13 protein-coding genes and 4 tRNA genes are annotated in these 17152 nt (G+C 35.3%); 5 read left to right on the top strand and 12 right to left on the bottom strand.

Annotation, left to right across the window (positions count from 1 at the left end; translation table 11 throughout):
• Positions 1–111 precede the first annotated feature (111 nt).
• From fliH to hisC, 4 genes are read right to left on the bottom strand one after another with little or no spacing between them, the layout of a single operon-like run.
• The gene (fliH, locus tag BKH40_RS04905; RefSeq protein ID WP_095277457.1) at positions 112–909 is read right to left on the bottom strand and encodes a flagellar assembly protein FliH; all 798 of its coding nucleotides are present in this window, start codon (positions 907–909) and stop codon (positions 112–114) included.
• On the bottom strand, positions 896–1927 hold the full coding sequence (gene fliG / locus BKH40_RS04910; protein WP_095277459.1) for a flagellar motor switch protein FliG: 1032 nt from the start codon (positions 1925–1927) through the stop codon (positions 896–898). Before fliG ends, fliH begins: the two co-directional genes overlap by 14 nt.
• 34 nt (positions 1928–1961) lie before the next feature.
• Positions 1962–3653: a flagellar basal-body MS-ring/collar protein FliF gene (gene fliF / locus BKH40_RS04915; RefSeq protein ID WP_095277460.1), complete on the bottom strand. Its 1692-nt coding sequence runs from the start codon at positions 3651–3653 to the stop codon at positions 1962–1964.
• Positions 3654–3666: 13 nt separating this feature from the next.
• A complete protein-coding gene (hisC, locus tag BKH40_RS04920) occupies positions 3667–4764 on the bottom strand; it encodes a histidinol-phosphate transaminase (protein ID WP_095277462.1) in 1098 nt (365 codons plus the stop codon).
• A 217-nt stretch (positions 4765–4981) separates the two neighbouring features.
• Between hisC and BKH40_RS04925 the strand changes: the two genes are divergently transcribed.
• The 3 genes from BKH40_RS04925 (at position 4982) to BKH40_RS04935 (ending at position 7098) form a co-directional block, all read left to right on the top strand.
• On the top strand, positions 4982–5236 hold the full coding sequence (locus tag BKH40_RS04925) for a FeoA family protein (RefSeq protein WP_095277464.1): 255 nt from the start codon (positions 4982–4984) through the stop codon (positions 5234–5236).
• 188 nt (positions 5237–5424) lie between these two features.
• The gene (gene nth / locus BKH40_RS04930; RefSeq protein ID WP_095277612.1) at positions 5425–6039 is read left to right on the top strand and encodes an endonuclease III; all 615 of its coding nucleotides are present in this window, start codon (positions 5425–5427) and stop codon (positions 6037–6039) included.
• Between the two features lie 372 nt (positions 6040–6411).
• Complete coding sequence (locus tag BKH40_RS04935; RefSeq protein WP_095277466.1) at positions 6412–7098, top strand: hypothetical protein; 687 nt, start codon at positions 6412–6414, stop codon at positions 7096–7098.
• A 111-nt stretch (positions 7099–7209) separates the two neighbouring features.
• On the opposite strand, the gene BKH40_RS04940 is transcribed toward BKH40_RS04935, so the two are convergent.
• On the bottom strand, positions 7210–9516 hold the full coding sequence (locus BKH40_RS04940; protein ID WP_095277468.1) for a Smr/MutS family protein: 2307 nt from the start codon (positions 9514–9516) through the stop codon (positions 7210–7212).
• Between the two features lie 356 nt (positions 9517–9872).
• On the opposite strand from BKH40_RS04940, the gene BKH40_RS04945 reads away from it, so the two are divergent.
• Both BKH40_RS04945 and BKH40_RS04950 read left to right on the top strand, forming a co-directional pair.
• Positions 9873–12824: an autotransporter outer membrane beta-barrel domain-containing protein gene (locus tag BKH40_RS04945; protein WP_095277470.1), complete on the top strand. Its 2952-nt coding sequence runs from the start codon at positions 9873–9875 to the stop codon at positions 12822–12824.
• 32 nt (positions 12825–12856) lie between these two features.
• Positions 12857–13228: a hypothetical protein gene (locus tag BKH40_RS04950; RefSeq protein ID WP_095277472.1), complete on the top strand. Its 372-nt coding sequence runs from the start codon at positions 12857–12859 to the stop codon at positions 13226–13228.
• Positions 13229–13359: 131 nt separating this feature from the next.
• On the opposite strand, the gene purU is transcribed toward BKH40_RS04950, so the two are convergent.
• From purU to BKH40_RS04985, 7 genes are all read right to left on the bottom strand, one after another.
• The gene (gene purU, locus BKH40_RS04955) at positions 13360–14199 is read right to left on the bottom strand and encodes a formyltetrahydrofolate deformylase (RefSeq protein WP_095277474.1); all 840 of its coding nucleotides are present in this window, start codon (positions 14197–14199) and stop codon (positions 13360–13362) included.
• A complete protein-coding gene (gene sppA, locus BKH40_RS04960) occupies positions 14190–15050 on the bottom strand; it encodes a signal peptide peptidase SppA (RefSeq protein ID WP_095277475.1) in 861 nt (286 codons plus the stop codon). Before sppA ends, purU begins: the two co-directional genes overlap by 10 nt.
• Entirely contained in the window at positions 15047–16207 is a 1161-nt protein-coding gene (locus BKH40_RS04965) for an epoxyqueuosine reductase QueH (protein WP_095277477.1), read from the bottom strand. The genes sppA and BKH40_RS04965 overlap by 4 nt, the downstream gene beginning before the upstream one ends.
• Before the next feature lie 232 nt (positions 16208–16439).
• Positions 16440–16516: transfer RNA gene (locus tag BKH40_RS04970), tRNA-Asp, on the bottom strand.
• 23 nt (positions 16517–16539) lie between these two features.
• Positions 16540–16615: transfer RNA gene (locus BKH40_RS04975), tRNA-Val, on the bottom strand.
• 38 nt (positions 16616–16653) lie between these two features.
• Positions 16654–16728, bottom strand: a tRNA-Glu gene (locus BKH40_RS04980).
• 27 nt (positions 16729–16755) lie between these two features.
• Positions 16756–16831: transfer RNA gene (locus BKH40_RS04985), tRNA-Lys, on the bottom strand.
• Between the last annotated feature and the right edge of the window lie 321 nt (positions 16832–17152).

A 17152-nucleotide genomic window follows, 5' to 3' on the forward strand; every position in this document is an offset into this window, starting at 1 on the left:
CTATTAGCCTATTAGTCTTTAAGTCTTTAGACACTACTTCATTAGGACTGATAGCTGGTGTTGTAGAGGTCTGTGGTGGTGTTATATTTTTTTCCTCCATGCTAACTAGCCTTAGGCTTTTAGATTATCCAAGACTGACTGCTTAAGCATCTTATAGCGAGACATGATATTGCCATCAAGATTGCCAAGATTAGAAGATATAACTACTCCTCCTCTTGAGATAGCATTATCTGCTTCAAGCTGAACTTTTTCTAAATTTTTTAAGTGCTCTTTTAAGTAGACATAATCAGTTGGGTTGACTTTGATTTGCACATGGGTTGCATCCATAATGCTACCAAGTAAGTACTTAGCTAGCTCTAAGGCTACTTTTTGAGAACTCTCATCTATCTCTTTTATAATGACTTCTTTTGCCATATCTATAGCTATAGAACTTAGTTCTTTTTCTAACTCTACTATATGAGTTTGAGAAGCTTTTAGTGTATCTTCTAGGGCAACTATTGAGTTCACTATCTTTTCTTTTTCTATATTAATAGTGTGTTCTAACTCTAGTCTCGCTATATTTTTTCCTTCTTCTATACCTCTTTTATAGCTTTCTTGACTAGCTTTTTCATAGTTTTCTTCAGCCTTTTGTGCTTGTATCTCCATACTAGCAAGCCTTGTGCTTAGTTCATCACTTTTTTGTAAAAGCCTATCTATTAGCTCTTTTTCTAAAGAGGAGGTAAAAACTGGTTTTTCTGTCTTTGCTTCTTTGGTGTTTAGATCTTGCTCTTTTGGCTCACTTACTATGATGGCACTAGGTTCATCACTAAAAGAAGGACTAGCTTGTGCTATAGACTTAAACTCATACCTTTCAACTCTGTGGTCTTGCATATCCTCTTTTTGTATGAGATTTTGCTTAGTTGACAACATCTTCTTCTTCTCCTATCTGTATAAGGCCTTGTTCTGAGAGGTTTTGTACTGCTTCTATTATCTTTCTTTGTGCAGCTTCTATATCTCTTACCTTCACTGCTCCTAAGAACTGTATCTCTTCTGCAAACTGTTCACTTGCACGCGAACTCATATTATCCATAAACTTTTGTTTTAGGCTGTCTGGTGAGGTTTTTAAAGCTAGGGCTAACTCTTTTTTGTCTACTACTTTTAGTATCTCAAGTATAGCACTCTTATCAAGTTTAGAAATATCTTCAAAGGTAAACATCATCTCTTTTATGTCATTAGCAAGCTGCTTATCCCTTTGTTCTATCTGGGCTAAAGTGGCTTTAGAAGTCTTTTGTCCCATGCGGTTAAACATCTCAGCAACAGCACGAGGCCCTCCAACTTCAACCTTATAGCTAGTTAGAGACTCAACTTGCTGTTCTAGCACAGCTGACACTCTTTTAACTACTGAAGGAGAGATATCCCCAAGATTAGCCATCCTTATAGATATCTCAGCCTTCATCTCATCTGTAAAGTAGCCTAAAGTCTCAGCCGCCCCACCAGAATCCATGTGTGCCAAGATAAGTGCTATGGTTTGAGGGTGTTCATTAACTATAAAGTCAGCAAGCTGTTGAGGTTTGACCTTATCAAGATAGCCAAAGTTTTTGGTACTTTGCATGGTTTTTGCTAGCTTATCTAGTATCTTTTTTGCCATGTCTGGGCCAAGTGCCTTAGTTAAAAGCTCTCTTGCAAAGTCTATACCGCCTGAGTTTATATACTGGTTAGACTGAAGGATGGTATAAAACTCTTCTAATACAGCCCCACCTACTGCCTTATCAGTACCGCCAAGCTGCATTATCTGCTTACTTATCTCAGTTATGGAATCTAAATCTAGGTTGTGAAATATCTCGCTAGTTATCTCTTCGCCAACTTGTATCAACAAGATGGCTATCTTTTCAGACATGGACAGTTCATCATACTGTGCTTTTTGCTTTGCATTTAAAGTAGTAGCCATTCAACTCTCCTTAAGTTAACTAGAGAAATTAAGCTTATTTTATCTCAATTTCATCTTTTATGAGAGCTTGAAAAAGACTTGCAACCTCTTCTGGTTTTTCTTTCATGGCGTCTTTGATTTTCTCTAACAAGACGTCATATTTCACAGCGTCTTCGTTAAATCCTTCTCCGATGCCAAGTTGCTCTTCTACTTTTTTACGCATCTCATTAGCACGGTTTAATGCATCTTCATCTTCTTCGTAGTCAAAGATGCTTTCAGTCTTATCTTCTTCTTCTTCATGCACCTCAAGCATACGCTCAGCAAATGGTGCGATAACTTTTTTATAGAAGAAAAAGAGGATGATGATAACTATCACATACCTTAATAGAGGCATGAAAGGACCAAGATACTTTTGTATAGCCTGTGTAGTTTTCTCATAGCCACTAAGCACAACTTGTTTTGAAGCAAGTGGGTTAAACTCAAAGTTACCAACCGTAACTTCATCGCCACGAGTTTGGTTATATCCTATGGCTTGTTTTACTAATGCATTAATCTGATTTAGCTCTTGTTCACTAAGTGGATGATAAATGTACTTTATAACGCCATTAGTATCATTTTCTTGATACTTGCCATCTACTACTACAGCAGCACTGAGGCGAGTTAAAGTCCCATACTCGCCTTTTATCTCACTTACTGTTTTGCCAACTTCATAGTTTGTAGTGTCTTGGTTTTTCTCATATTTTTCTTGGCCATTATCATCTAGACCTTGAACTGGCCCTATATTACTAACAGCACCTGGCACTCCACCTACTTGCTTAGGTGCTGGACCTGTTCTTTTTTCTTCTAGGTTTTGCTGACTTCTTATAACGTTGTTTGGGTCAAAAGTCTCTTGAGTGCTGTTTCTTTGGGCAAAGTCAAAGTCTGCATTAACCTTAGCTACTACTTTTTGATTACCCCCTACTATAGGAGATATGATGCTTATGATTTTAGATTCCATATCTCTTTCATAGTTTTGCTTATATTTAAGCTGAGCTAGGGCTTTTTCTTTAGTGGTTGAAAGCTCGTCATCCTCCCCTAGTGGGTCACCGTTTTCATCTACTACTTTTACATTATCAGGAGTTAGTTTGCTAACACTTGCAGCAACTAGGTTTTTGATACCAAAGATCTGCTTTGGACTTAAGACCATATTAGGCCTTAAGGCTAAGACTACTGAAGCTGTAGGGAGTGCAGCACGGCTGACAAAGACAGTATCTTCTGGTAAAGCTATCCTAACGCTAGCCCTAGTTATAGGGCTTAAAGATTCTATAGTTCTTGAAAGCTCACCTTCTGTAGCCCTTAAAAACTTTATCTTTTGTTCGCCTTCTGTGCTACCAAAGTCTTTATTATCAAAGATCTCAAAGCCTACTCTACTATCTTTTGGTAGTCCTTGGCTGGCTAAAGATATCCTTTCTTCATAGACTTTATCTTTTGGTACAAGGATGGTCTTATCATCAGGAAGTTTATAAGGAATCTGCTTTTTTTGGAGATACTGTAAAACTAGTGCGCTATCACTTGGTGTCATGCCTTCAAACAACACAGAGTAGCCATCTACTGTGCCTTTTTTCTCACCAGATCCAATGGAAGAGACTATTAGGTAAGCAAGGAAGGCAACTATAACAATGACTGTTATTAATATGGCGATCTTTTGCTTTTTATTTAGCTTTTTAAGTAAAGTGCTAACTTGTGCAAATATAGCTTTAAAGTCCAACTAAAGACCTCCCCTAAATCCTATCGTGTAAAGCGTCTTTAAAGCAATCCAAAACCTTAGTATTTTGGCTGGCGGTGCCAATAGTAAAGCGTAAAGAGTTCAAATTATAGCTTTTCAAGTTCCTAATTATAATGCCTTTGCGTAATAAACTATCAGCAACTTTTGTAGAATCCACTTCTAAATTAAAAGTTATAAAATTTGCATAACTTTTAATAAAATCAAGTGAGTTTTGTGCTGCGAAGTTTTCATAAACCTTCATCTCTCTTACATTAGATTCTAAAACTTCTTTTAAAAACGCTTTATCTTGCAGGGCAGCTATAGCTGCTTGTAAGCTTAAAGTTGTGATGTTAAAAGGTGCTCTTAACTTGTGCAGTAAGGTGATGATTTTAGGATTAGCTATACCATAGCCTATACGCATGCCACCTAGCCCATAAGCCTTGCTAAAAGTGCCAAGATATAGCACATTTTCATACTTTAATATATCTTTTGGGCTTATCTCATACTTCTTATCAAACGCTGCTGCATACTCCATATAAGCACCATCTATAACTACTAAAGTATCCTTATTTACCCTATCTAAAAAGCTAAATACATCCTCTTTGGTTTGAGTATCCCCTAGTGGATTATTAGGAGTGCAGATAAAGATCACATCAAACTTTTCTTTTACACTTAGATCTAGCATCTCATTTAAGTCATATAAAAAGCTATTAGTTTTTATGACTTTAGCACCTATTTGCTTGGTGTAAATCTCATACATAGCAAAAGTGTACTTTGCCATAAGCACTTTAGAATCTTTATCACACTTTGCGTGCAAGGCGTACTCTATGATTTGATCACTTCCTGAGCCTATGATGATATTTTTAGATTCCAAATTAAAGTGTAGGCTAAGGGCTTCTTTTAACTCATAATAAGAATCATCTGGATACACACTAGCAAACTTAGCCTGCTCTTTTAATACCTCTTGTACTTTACTTGAAGCGCCAAAAGGGTTTTCATTGCTGCCTAGTTTTATGATGTCTTTCTCATCGATCCCAAACTCACGCATAAGTAGTGACGTAGGCTTGCCCGCCTCATAAACTGGCAAGTCCTCTAAGTGTGAATTAAACTGCATCTAACAACCTTAAAATCTCAAGCTTTTTTCTTAATTTTCATTGTAACATAAAACACTTTTATGTAACTCTTAAGCTTAAAAATAAGAATAAAAATTGCAATATTCGTAAACTCTTCAAAGCTTTTGTTATAAAATACGTCTGTCTTCTTTCAGATTAAGAATGACAACTATTTCTTGTAATACACTTTTCATAAAAGCCTTACAATAAGGAGCTAACATGACTTTAATAAACGCGGTGCACGGAAAATACTACAAAATCGACAAGATCAACACAACAAACCAAGAGATGCTAAATCGCTTCACTAGTCTTGGTGTATATGAAGGGACTGTTATAACTCCAGCATTTGAAACTTCATTTAGACAGACTTACTCTGTTTATATAGATGGTATGCAAGTCGCCTTACGCAGGTCAGAGGCTAAGATCATACAAGTAGAAGAGGTTGTAGGAGAGCTAACAACAGACAACGCCTAAACGTAGTCAAATAGATTCTTATAAACTTTAAAATATTGTACTGAAAGATAGAAGTGATAAAGAAAGATAGTGTGAAAGATAGCACGCAAACTAGTGCTATAACCCAAAAACCCCCTAAAGATAAAAATAAAAGCCCTAAGCACTCACTAGGGCAGCTAGTAGATAAAAAGCTAAACAAAAAAGAACGCATAGCCTTAATAAAATCCAGAATCTTAGAGCACTACAAAGACGCAACAACTGCACTAAATCATACCAATGCCTATGAGCTACTAGTAGCAGTCATGCTTTCAGCCCAGTGTACAGATGAGAGAGTAAACCTAGTAACTCCTAAGCTTTTTAAAGCCTACCCAGATACAAAGGCCTTGGCTAGTGCAGATGTAGATTCTATAAGAGAGCTAATTAAAAGCATTAATTTTTTTAACAATAAAGCCAAACACCTAAAAGAGATGGCTTTAAAAGTAGAAAGTGAGTTTGGCGGCAAGATCCCAAGCACTCAAAAAGAGCTTATGAGCCTTAGTGGCGTAGGCCAAAAGACTGCTAATGTAATCTTAGGAGAGCTTTTAGGAACTAATGTCATGGCAGTAGATACCCACGTCTTTAGAGTTGCACACAGACTTAATCTAAGTCAGGCTAAAACACCCCTAGAGACTGAAAAAGACTTAAGCGATATATTTAAAACTAACCTTAACTCTTTGCATCAAGGCATGGTACTTTTTGGCAGACATATATGTAAAGCTAGAACTCCACTTTGTGCACTTTGCTTTTTACAAGATCTTTGCACTAGCCCTCTTAAACGAACTTAAGCGATAGTAGTGTTGAAATCTAAGTTTTATTAAAATAGATTCCATTATCTTGGCAATTGCTAAGATAAAAGCCAAAATCCCTAAATATATTAAAAAGACAATCTTGTGCTAGCTTAATAAATGAATACTTTTACATTACCTGCATACAAAAAAGTTATAAATATTTTGATTTAATAAAATTAAACGCAATGCCGCACAAGTAAGATAAATGCAAATGAAGATAAAACTAGTAAGATAATCGAAATTAAGATAGCTTTTTATGTGAAGTTGATATCAATAAGCTTAGGGTAGTTTGAACCCACACTCACGGTGGAACACCCCTAAACTGGAGACATTCTAGTATAATTTTATTAAATAATACAAGGCTTGGTGTTGAAAGAACTACAAAATGAGATTATAGATTATGCTATAGATTTATTTAAAGACTATCCACATTTAATAACACAAGATTTTATAAAAAAACTTACAAAAAGCACACGTCTACTGCATCACTCTTATCTCAAAGGGGCGATAAAACAGGCTTATTTTTTAGCTCAAAAAAGTAAAATAAACCAAGATCTAATTACAGTGGTTATGAATATTTACAACAAGAAGAGATTATTACATGAAGATAGCTTTTTTTTATTGCATTGCTTTGAAGTAGCCCTTAGAAGCACTCTTGCTATAGGTATATACAATAATCTAGGAGAGCAGTGGTATCTAAATGGCAATTTTCCCAAAACACTAAACAAGCATAAAGACAAAGGATTAAATACTTGGGAATTGTTTGATAATTTTAGTTTTGGTGACTTAATATATATTTTAGATAAACATATAAATATTTTTGAAAATACATTTAAATCAAAAAAATATGACAAAAATGAGTTACTTCCTGCCTACTCACACATCGCACTTATAAATAAAATAGACCAAATAAGAAAAGCTAGGAACTACATATACCATAACCGCCCAACCAAAATAAAGTTTAAAAAAGATTTGGCAATATTATTACTTAGAATGGGCTACAATCTAACTAAGGCACTAGCCTCCAAAAAAACTTTATATACACATGATGAATAGTACCACTTACTAATATCATGCTAAATCAATATCTATAAATCCTAAAAGCCTATGTTATAGATTTTATACACCAAAATCCTTACTTGCAATTAGATAGTTTTTTAAAAAGCCTTATAAATAAACTAGCTTGCCGCCACTGCCGCCTAGATTAAAAGGGGCATTTACAAAGCCTTTGACATAAGGGCTTTTATCAAGATAGTTAGTAACCAAGCCTGCTAATATCTTATTACCCTTGCCATGAACTATCAAGACTTCATTAAAACCAGCTAAGAGGGCATTAGACATAAAGCTATCCATGGCTTCTAGGGCTTCTTCTTGCGTAAGCCCGTGAAGGTCTAGCTTTAACTCACCTTTTACCTCAGCGTCTACTTTATAAGACACACTAGTTTTAGTGCTTTTAGCACCTTTGAAAGTATTTAACTCATCCGCCTTAGCACTCAACTTCAAGCCATTTTCAAACTCTAATATATACTCACTTTTTAGTATTTTTATAACTTTAGCCTTGCTGCCTTTATACTCCACCATCTCATCTAGCTCAAAGCTTTTTGATTTAGAGTTTATAAGCTCTTTTTCTGTCTTACTGGCTTCTTTTTTGGTAACTTTAGTAAGTGCTTTATGTATCAGCGTGCTTTCTTCTGACTTAGAAGGTAGTTTTTTAAGTAGCATCTTTAGCTCTTTTATGCTTTGATTGTACTCTCTTTGAAGTTCAAACTTAAGATTCTGATAAGAGTTTTTAAGCTCTCTAGTTTGCACCTCTAAACTCTGCATCTTTTTAGCATAGTCTTTTTTAAGTGTTTCTAACTCAAGGTTAGTTTGCTTTAGCTTAGTTATCTCATAAGCGTGTGCTTCTATTAAATTATCTAGTCTTAAAGAATCTTCCCCGTGAAAATCTTGTGCCTTTTTAACTAAACTTGCCGGGATGCCATATTTAAGTGCACTTTCAAAAGCGTAACTTTTACCTATACCTTCTATAAACTCATAAGTTGGAAGAGAGTTTTTTATATCAAACATAGCGGCTAAAAGCGCTACTTTTGGATTACTAGCTAGAAGGCTTGCTAGCTCTTTGTGGTGCGTGGTTATGATGATCTTAGAATCTTGATTTAACATATGCTCTAATACTGTTTTATAAAGGCTAGAAGCCTCTTTAGTATCAGTGCCTATTTCTATCTCATCAATGCCAAGCATCATATGATTAAGATTTAAGATACTGCTTAGTTCTTTTATACGCCCTGAAAAAGTAGAGATATCTTGCTTGCTATCTTGCGGGTCTTGGGAGATAAGCTCTATGTGTTTTATGTAAGGGATATTAGACTTAGCTGCATTTATAGCCATGGGGATAAAGTACTTAGCACAAAAGCTAGCACTTAGTATACTTTTAAGCAGCATAGTCTTTCCACCTGCATTAACCCCAGTTATAAGAAGTAGCTGCTTATCAAAAGATAAACTAAAAGACTTGGCATTTTTGATACTTGGATGTTTGTAGTCTTTTATGGCTAACTTAAACTCGCTTAGATTCTGAGACGTTTTAGCCCTCACAAACTCATAGTTATAAGCTCTAGCAAAGTTTATCCTAGCAAGAGCGGCATCTAAAAAGTCAAACTCCCTATCCAGAAAAGACACAAAAGGCATGTGGCGCCTTAAGATAGAACTAAGCTCTTTAGCTATAGCTTCTAAGATAAGATGAAGCTTATCTTCTAAGGCGCTAACTTGCTCTAGTGCACTTTGAGTGCTATTAGGCACGACGTAAAAAAAGCCACTATTTGATCTTGCTATAGTCCTAGCCTTAAGCACGTTACTAAAGCCAGCCCTAAGCAAAAGGGCTTGCCTTCCTTCTACTAAGTGCACTTGCTTGTCTACTAAGTACTCTTGTAATGTGGACTGATTAAGCACAGAGATTAAAGCGTCCTTAAAGCGATGCCTGCTTGCTTCTAGGGCAAGATTTATAGAATCTAAGTCTTTATTAAAGCCCTCTTTTATCTTGCCCTCTTTATCAAAAGCTTTTATAAACTCTAAGATATCACTTGGAAAAACTATGCGTGTAAAGTAGTCTTTTAGCTCGCCTTCAAGCTGGCTTTTACTTCCCCAAGCTAGAAAGTATCTTGCGATCTTTACAAACTCATATAAGTCTTTTAGCCCTAGATAGCCTCCTTTTTTAAGGCTTAAAAAAAGTGGACTTAAGACTTTCACGCTTGGGGCATCTTCAAAAGTTATAGATTCTAAGCTCGCAACTAGGTCTTGAAGCTTAGGCATATTAGCCACATTAAGGCGTTTTATGAGGCTGGATTCTAAGTCTTTTTTATAATCTAGTCTTATAGAATCTACTTCTTTAAAATCCATCTGGCGAGAAAAAAAGCTTAGAAAAGATTCTATAAACAGACTTAAGCCTAGTCTATCTATATATAGATTTTTTGCTGACACTTTTTTATAGTCCTTATTTGTTCTTTGATTTAAATTATAAGGCAATTTTAAGTGTCTAAGAGAAATATTTACTTAGAGTATCTTTGCTTTTAAAGGCTACATTTATGGTCAATCTTGCATTTTTTAAATCTTTAAAAATGCTTTTAAATGGCTTGCTAACACTTAACAAACTTTAAAATCTAACTTCTATAATCAAAATACTTTATAATAAGAATTATTATTATTTTTATAAAAATTAAAGTATAATAATCATCACTTTTAAAAATACAGTTAAGACTTGATTCTACGGTTTAGTTTCAATCAACTTTTTAAATCAGGAATCTCCAAAAAAAGCATAAGTTTAAGAAAGGATTCTAATGTCTGATGCAAACACCACACATATACAAAATAGCTTAAAAACAAAACGCCTTACCCCCTCCTTTACTCCTAAGGCTCAGCCTAACTTATATAAGCTAGCTAAGCGCTCTTTACTAGCTCCAGTTTTGTTTTCATCCCTTCTTTTAGGTGCTGCAGCAAGTGCTGAAGATACTCCTGTTGCAGATGAGGAAACTAGCTCTTCACCTAAAACCCAAGCTATAAAGTTTAAAAACTCTGATACTGTGACTATAAAAGATGCTAGTGGCTCTAGTGATAAAGTCCAAGTAGAGGTTAAAAGTGGCACTTCATCTACTACCAACAATCTAGATCTAGTAAAAGATAGAGATAACAACAAGATAGTTATCACTTTAGAATCTGATACCGCCACGCCTTCATCAGATGCTTATGCTACCTTTTCTAATGCAAGCTCTAGCACGCTAGGAGATGTAAATATAAAAGGAGGCAAGGTTGATGTACAAAATATAATGCTAGGGACAGAATCAAGACAGGGTAAAAGCGGCATAGCAGGTAGCCTAAATCTAGATAAAACCGACCTTAAAGCCACTAGTATAGATGGTGCTGGACTAAGCATAATACTAAAAGATGGTGCCAAGATAAATGCATCAAAGATAAGAAATGTAACTAACCTAACAACACAAGGAGGAAGCACATCTAGCTTAAATACTATAAAAGCAACTGAAAGCATAAGTGGAGGAGATAGCGGAATAAATGGCTTTACAAATGCTAACTTTAGCCCTTACACTAGCATAGATGTAGGTGAAAGTAGTAATGATGTAGCCTTTAGGGCAATCAATGCTACTTTTAACTTTGATACTACAGAAGATAGCTTTAACATAGGCACTATAAAGTCTAATAGTCCACTAGGTAGTAATATAAACCTTCAGCCTTTGCAGCTTGATTCAGGTGATATAGACCTAACTAACCTTAAGATAGAAGCACTAAATAAAACTACTGCAGAAAAACATATGCAAGGATTTATCGATAAGCTAAGCGATAAAAGCAAAGAAGCGCTCTTACTTAAAAAAGATATGCTGCAAACTAATGGAAGGATACTTTTAGGAGAAGGACGTACTCCAGTAGTAGAGAAAGTAACTAGAGATAGCCTAGATGTTGAAGATGGTGGCTTAAAGGGTAAAGAGTACTTTCAAAGCACAGAGTATGACACTAAAGATGTAAAAGGTGAAAGTGCAGGTAAATATAAACTAGGGAAAAAGAAGTTAGATTCTAGCTTCACATTAGTAAGTTTTTATTTTGGTAAAAGTGCAACTCCAAGTGAGGAAGAAAAAAAGACAATAGAAGCAAATAAACTAATATTAGAAGAGAATAAAAAGATAGCAGAAGAAAACGCAAAACTTGCAGAAGAAAATAAAACAATAGACAAAGAAAATGCACCAATAATAGAAGAAAATGCCAAGATAGCAGAAGAAAACAAAAAGATACGAGAAAGAAATAGGACAAAGCAAGAAGGGGAGGAGAAAGAAGCACTTAAGCCAATCACAAAGTTTCCAAAACCTAGAAAACGCCTTAAATCTCTAAAAGACACAGAACAAATCTATGATAAAAAACTAAGCCTGCTTGCTAAGTATAATGAAACAGGGCTAGTTGATATGGTAAGTGATGAGCCTGCAACTGAAGGTGATGCTAGTAGTGATACTAGTAGTGATACTAGCCCTAGTGACACTAATAAAACTAATGAAAAACTAAAAGCGATCCTAAATAATCCAAGTGATAACTTAAAAGATATAGCCTTGCAAGTTGGTAAGTCTCATGGAAAGTTTAAAACTAACTCTACAAGTGCTAAAGTCTTTGATAGATTACTTATTATAGAAGGTAGCACTCAAGCTGAGATAAGCCAACACGCCAAAGCCCTTTTAAATGACTTGCTACCAAATGATCTAAACAACACAATTCAAAACTACGCCTTAGAATCTAACCAAAACACAACCTTTACACTAGATAATATCATCTCTACTTCTAGTCTTGCTAACTTACTAAAAGGCTTTGATATATCTAAGCTTAGGTATGCAGACGCCTCACAAAAAACTATACCAGCAGCACTTGCGCAAAAAGAAGTCGCAAGTGATGTGGAATATGAGTATGTAAGCTACTCTAATGTAGAAGCCTATGCACAAGCTTTATATACTAATATCTATCAAGCTGCTAGAAGTGGAGTAAAAAGCTATAGCTCTAATGGCTTTGGACTTATAGCTGGAGTAAACTATAGACCTGAAGGAGTTTTAGAAAACATCGGCTTTGTTGATACTTTAATTGTTGGTGCATCTTTAAGCTACTTATACTCAAGGACTGACTTTGAAGCTAACTACAACACCATGGCTCCTAGGATCTATGTCTACTCACTAGGAGAAGGCTTTACCTATCAAGCTTCACTAGGTTATGCCTTGCACGCTATAGGTCAAACTAGAAGTCAAAGTAACTGGAACTCAAAGGCAAGCTCAAGCTACTTAGCTAATGAAGCTAATGCCTCCTTACTACTAGGCTATAAACTAAACTTTGATAAACATTCAATCCTACCAGCCCTAAGACTTAACTACTCTCTTTTACTTCAATCTGCTTATAGCGAACAAGGAGAGTTTGGCTTAAAAGTAAGTTCTAAAACGCAAAATGCACTTTTACCAGCACTTGGACTAGGCTATGAGTTTAGTGCAAATGAAAGCTTAAAGCTAGGAGCTGCAGTTTATGTCTCTTATGATGTTTTATCTAGTAATCTTATAAATAATGTCTCTTTCTTAGATGAAGAGCTTAGCTTTAATGTAGTAACTTTAGCTAATACCCCACTAAGTGCTAGTATCAATCTAAATGCTAGATATAACATAGGAGAAAGTAGTAATCTAGGACTTACTTACATAGGTACTTTTAAACAAGACTTAATAGCTACTACTTTAAGCTTTAGATATGGCTATAGATTCTAAGCTTATTCGCACTAGTCTCATAAAGAGGCTTAGTGCTAAGCCAAATGTGTTTAATAAATGCTAGAAAAGCAAACTTTACTCACTTACTCTTAGGAAGTCCTAACTTTAAGCTTGGCTATAAGCTAGGTGCAGGTCTTACTTACACTAACTACTTTATGCATAAAACTGGCAAAGTAAGCCTAAAAAACACTCAAGCTAGGGATAACTCAAACTTAGATAGCCTTCTAAGTCAAGGTGGCAACATCAAAGGCACTTTAAATCCTACCTTAAGTGCTGGCTTAGTTATGCTTATACATGGGGTAAATGCCCTCTCTTTAGAGTACAAACACTACTTTAATAGCTATGTGGGTTTTAGTAGCGATATAAGCTTAAACTATACTTACTACTGGCAAAAGAAACACTAAAGTTTTTAGCCTTAGGTGGATAGATAGCTAAGTGTAAAATAATCGTTTTTACTAGGCAGTTACTACATGTCATATGCTAGGAGATATAAAATATCAAGACACCAAATAGCCTTCCGCAAAAAAAACGATACCTAAAACACCACAGTTTTATTTTTATATATAAAAACCCTATCGTCAAAGACTAGATCAAGTGCACGCGCTAGGGTTGAACGCTCTACATTCTTCCCAGCTCTTTGAAGCATCTGCCAAGTATAAGTATGATCAATATTAATAATATCTTGAGAGATGATAGGCCCACAGTCAAGATCAGAAGTAGCAAAGTGAGCAGTTGCACCAATTATTTTAACTCCTCTTTCAAATGCCTGTTTGTAGGGATTGGCCCCGATGAAGGCTGGAAGAAAGCTATGATGTATGTTTATAATCTTACTTGGAAAGCATTCACAAAAGCTATCACTTAGGATTCTCATATATTTGGCTAAGACTATATAGTCAAAGCTATAGCTACTAAGCAGCCTTAAGATCTCTTCTTCTTGCTTTTTTATGCTTTCTTCTTTTAAAAGATCTTCGCTAACTGGCACATAAAAGTAAGGTATGTCAAACTTCTCTACTAAAGCACGCAGTACTTCGTGATTACTAATAACTGCTTTTATATTTGCGTTTAACTCAGCACTGTGGTTTTTTAATAAAAGATCACCTAAGCAGTGGTTTTCTTTAGTGCAAAAAACTACTATATCTTTTTTTCTAGATTCTAAAAGGTCTATATGTGCACTTGGCAAGGCGTCTTTTAGCTCTTTTTCTAACCCTTTAGTATTAGTCCCGCTAAACTCAGTCCTCATATAGAATCTATTTTCACTTTTATCCACAAACTCACTATTTTGCTCTATGTTAAGGTCGCGTTTATAGAGTATATTTGAAACTTTTGCTACTAGTCCTTCTAAGTCATCAGTACTTACTTTTAGTATCACATCCACACCTTAGAACTAATACTGCTTAAAACTTTTGAACTGACGTTATTAATAAGCATGTCTTTGAAGTTTTCAACCTTTGGCTTTTCTAACCAAACTGGCTTAGTGATAGCATCTTTTGGATCTTTTTGTTTTATAAGCATAAGTAGTTTTTTTACTGCATCACTTTTACTTCCTACTTCATCTATAAGACCTAAGTCTTTAGCCTCACTAGCACTAAAAACTTTCCCTTCAGCAAAGATGTTTGGCGATTCTTTTAAGTGGCGTCTTTCTTTGACGTCGTTTACAAAAAGGGCATACTGCTTATTAACTAGGTTTTGGAGATAGTCTTTTTCTTCATTAGTCCACTGCCTTGTGAAAGTACCTGCACTTTTATACTTACCAGCTTGCAGGGTCTGAGGCTCTACGCCTAGCTTAGCAAGTAAGTTTTGTATATCAAAGCCTTCAAATATCACGCCTATACTGCCTACTAACGCACCCCTATTAGCCACGATATAATCTGAATAGATACTTGCATAGTAACTCCCACTAGCCATAACCCCTGCATCATAAGCGACTATAGGAAGCCTAAGGTCTTTTAATAAGTCTGCTATCTCTATACTCCCACTCATAGTACCACCCGGAGAGTTTACTTCTAAAAGTACGCCTTTTATGCTTGGATTCTCTTTTATACGGTCAATTTGCTTTTGCATATCATCACTATTTATAATCATGGACTTTAGTTCTAGCTTTGCAAGATTAGGCATTGGTGTAGATTTAGTATAAGTCATACTTACTAGTATAACTATAACTATGATTATTAAAACTATCCAAAAAACTATCTTTAATAGCTTTAAGATTCCATCTAAAAACTTCATCTATACTCCTCTATGACTTCATATACACTTTCAATCTGCCTAATAGAACATATATCTATAAGCAAACTGTGGGGGACTATGGTATCTAAAATAATTATCGCATTAATACTATCTGCACCACTTAGTAAGATACGCAGCCTTAGCTCTTCTTCGTAGCTTAGGCTTATATCTTTGATAGTTTGAAAGTTTTTAGCACTTAGTAGATTTAACATCTTAAGGCTTAAAAATATAAAATCATCCCTCTTTGAATAGCCTATACATAAGCTTTCATCTTCTTTGTATAAAGAAAGCTTTTCTGGCATAGTAAATTCTAAAAACTCTGCTATAAAGTTAGGTTTTATATAGACTATAGTGCCACTTTTTACGCTTCTTTTGGAATCTGAGTTAAGTAAGATATAAGAGTTTAAAACCTTTACATCATTGGGTGCTACTAGCTTTACACTAGCGTTTATAAGCCTCCAAACTAGCATCTTTTTAGATCGTAAGATATAGCCCTTGCCCTTAGATTCCAAAAAGTCGCGCTTTTTAAAAGTAAGACTTCTATCTTCTATACTTGCAGGGAGTATCTGCTTATTAAGAGGCGTAAAAAGCTCTAAAGGAAGTCTAGCTTGCTTGCTTCTTTGGATGTTTAGTGCGTGCATGCAGCCACAAAAGTTTTGCGAGTAGAGATTATCTTTTTTAGCTAGGGCGCTTTGTCTTTGCGTGCCTCCATCTTTTCTAACGTCTATCTTTATAAACTCTAAGCCATGCCTACTAGCTACTATATCTCCAAGTGCATAAAGCTCACTTTGTTTTTTCATAGGAGAGCTTAAAAGTGTAGTTGTAAACTTAGCTATGCCCAAACTTTTAGCCTTTAAAGCAGTCTTTTCTAGCCTCATATCAAAACACATAGTACAACGAACACCTTTTTCTGGCTCACTTTCTAAGCCACTAGAGTTCTTAAGCCACGTGTTATCATCATAAACTATATCTTCTATAAGTGGTATATCAAGCATCTTGCAGCTTCTTCTTACATCTTCTAGTCTTAGATCGTGTTCTGCTTTTGGATGGATATTTGGATTATAAAAAAAAGCGCTTAAGTTCTCATCAGGATAGATTTTGCGTAACTCTGATAAGTAAAAATGGCTATCTACACTACAGCAAATATGTACTAGCAACCTTACTCACTTTTAAAGGCATAATATAAAAAGTAACCAAGTCCAATTAAAACAACAAGTAATAAAAATATCATCAATCCAAGATCAAGTGGTCCCATAACAAATCTCCATGCAAAAATCTAACTTTTAAAGAAGTTAATCTTATAAGCTTTTAATTAAGATTGAGATAAAAATAAAAAAGAATTAACCGAGAGTTTAGAAATATAAAAATGTAGGGGATAAAAACTGTAGCTGGCGGAATGGACGGGGCTCGAACCCGCGACCCCCTGCGTGACAGGCAGGTATTCTAACCAACTGAACTACCACTCCGCGAAAAGTAACACATTAAAAAATGGTGGTCGCTACAAGACTCGAACTTGTGACATCTACCTTGTAAGGGTAGCGCTCTACCAACTGAGCTAAGCGACCTTTTAAAAAGCATCTTGTTGACACTAAAAATATTTAAGTGGTGACCCCTAGGGGACTTGAACCCCTGTACTCGCCGTGAAAGGGCGATATCCTAACCACTAGATGAAGGGGCCAGATTAGCAATTTTAAATTCAAATTAATGGTGACCCGTGTTGGATTCGAACCAACGGCCCATTCCTTAAAAGGGAATTGCTCTACCAGCTGAGCTAACGGGTCGTTCTTAAAAACGAAATCAAATTATAGAACTTTTTTTTTAGTAAGTCAAGTTTTTGAAAACATTTTTACTAACTAAATATTAAATATCTTTAAAAGCTTCTTTTTTTGTCCTAGCCTGTACTAGCTTACCATCTCACTTTTACAAAAATCGCAAGTATTTCTAAGTGATAAAAATGAGATTTAGCAAGATAAGCCTTCATGTCTTATATGTCATTATTTTATATCGCTATTAAAGAATGCAGCGTGTATGAGTTATCAATATATGATTACTACGTTAGTGACTATATCACTAACTAGCATATGACAATATAAAGATTGTCG

The organism is Helicobacter sp. 11S02629-2, from assembly GCF_002272875.1.
Taxonomy (GTDB): Bacteria; Campylobacterota; Campylobacteria; order Campylobacterales; family Helicobacteraceae; genus Helicobacter_I.

Excerpts from the sequence above, each read along its gene's own strand:
- fliH (WP_095277457.1), bottom strand. The coding sequence starts at position 909 with ATGTTGTCAACTAAGCAAAATCTCATACAAAAAGAGGATATGCAAGAC.
- sppA (WP_095277475.1), bottom strand. The coding sequence starts at position 15,050 with ATGAAGTTTTTAGATGGAATCTTAAAGCTATTAAAGATAGTTTTTTGG.
- BKH40_RS04945 (WP_095277470.1), top strand. The coding sequence starts at position 9,873 with ATGTCTGATGCAAACACCACACATATACAAAATAGCTTAAAAACAAAA.
- hisC (WP_095277462.1), bottom strand. The coding sequence starts at position 4,764 with ATGCAGTTTAATTCACACTTAGAGGACTTGCCAGTTTATGAGGCGGGC.
- BKH40_RS04925 (WP_095277464.1), top strand. The coding sequence starts at position 4,982 with ATGACTTTAATAAACGCGGTGCACGGAAAATACTACAAAATCGACAAG.
- fliG (WP_095277459.1), bottom strand. The coding sequence starts at position 1,927 with ATGGCTACTACTTTAAATGCAAAGCAAAAAGCACAGTATGATGAACTG.